The sequence below is a fragment of the Paenibacillus sp. Y951 genome, from assembly GCF_056786395.1.
Window position 1 is genome coordinate 1 of sequence record NZ_JBXCIY010000085.1, and the last position, 674, is coordinate 674.

Consider the following 674-nt stretch of genomic DNA (forward strand, 5'->3'; position numbering starts at 1 on the left):
ATAACGTTCTTGTATTCACGAACTTGCGTAGCAAGTTGTCACTGAATCTGCTACTTCTGCCTAAAGCATCAAAGTGACCAAGGCGCAGCCGCTGCTTGAATACTTTGTTATAGGATGGAGCCGACTTCTTTGAGTTACCTTTCAATATACTTTGATGATTTCTTTAATTGTTTCTTTTGTCTCGCTATCCCATATAAAACTTAATTCAAACGTTCCATTTCTAAAAAATAATGGAAATCTTCTTTTAAACCAATCTTGCACTGGTATTCCATCAATATTTTCAATATTTATCCATTCCAATTGTCCTTCAGGTGGATGGTCTAATAAATCACCTTCAAACTCTGTTGCCAAATAATTAAATACCATATATCTTAATCCGGAATTGGGTTCACAAAACTCATCTAACCCTTTATATTCTATCTTTTTTATAACTAATCCCGTTTCTTCCTTTACTTCTCTAATTGCTCCTTCAACTATACTCTCAGGAAAATCGACCTTCCCCCCTGGTGCGATATATCCAGGAAATCCTAAATGATCCGGTCGATTTATTAATAAGACTTTTTCATCTTTCTTTACCATTACCATGGTATATAATTTATGTTCAATTTTTTCATTCAATTATTATCACAACTTTCAATTAAATTAGGTACGATTTCGCGGCTCTTTCCTATAAC

1 protein-coding gene is annotated in these 674 nt (G+C 33.8%); it reads right to left on the reverse strand.

The annotated features are described in order from the left end of the window. Window positions 1-141: 141 nt before the first annotated feature. The gene (locus tag AC1TPB_RS24960; RefSeq protein ID WP_482078954.1) at window positions 142-618 is read right to left on the reverse strand and encodes an NUDIX domain-containing protein; all 477 of its coding nucleotides are present in this window, start codon (window positions 616-618) and stop codon (window positions 142-144) included. Between the last annotated feature and the right edge of the window lie 56 nt (window positions 619-674).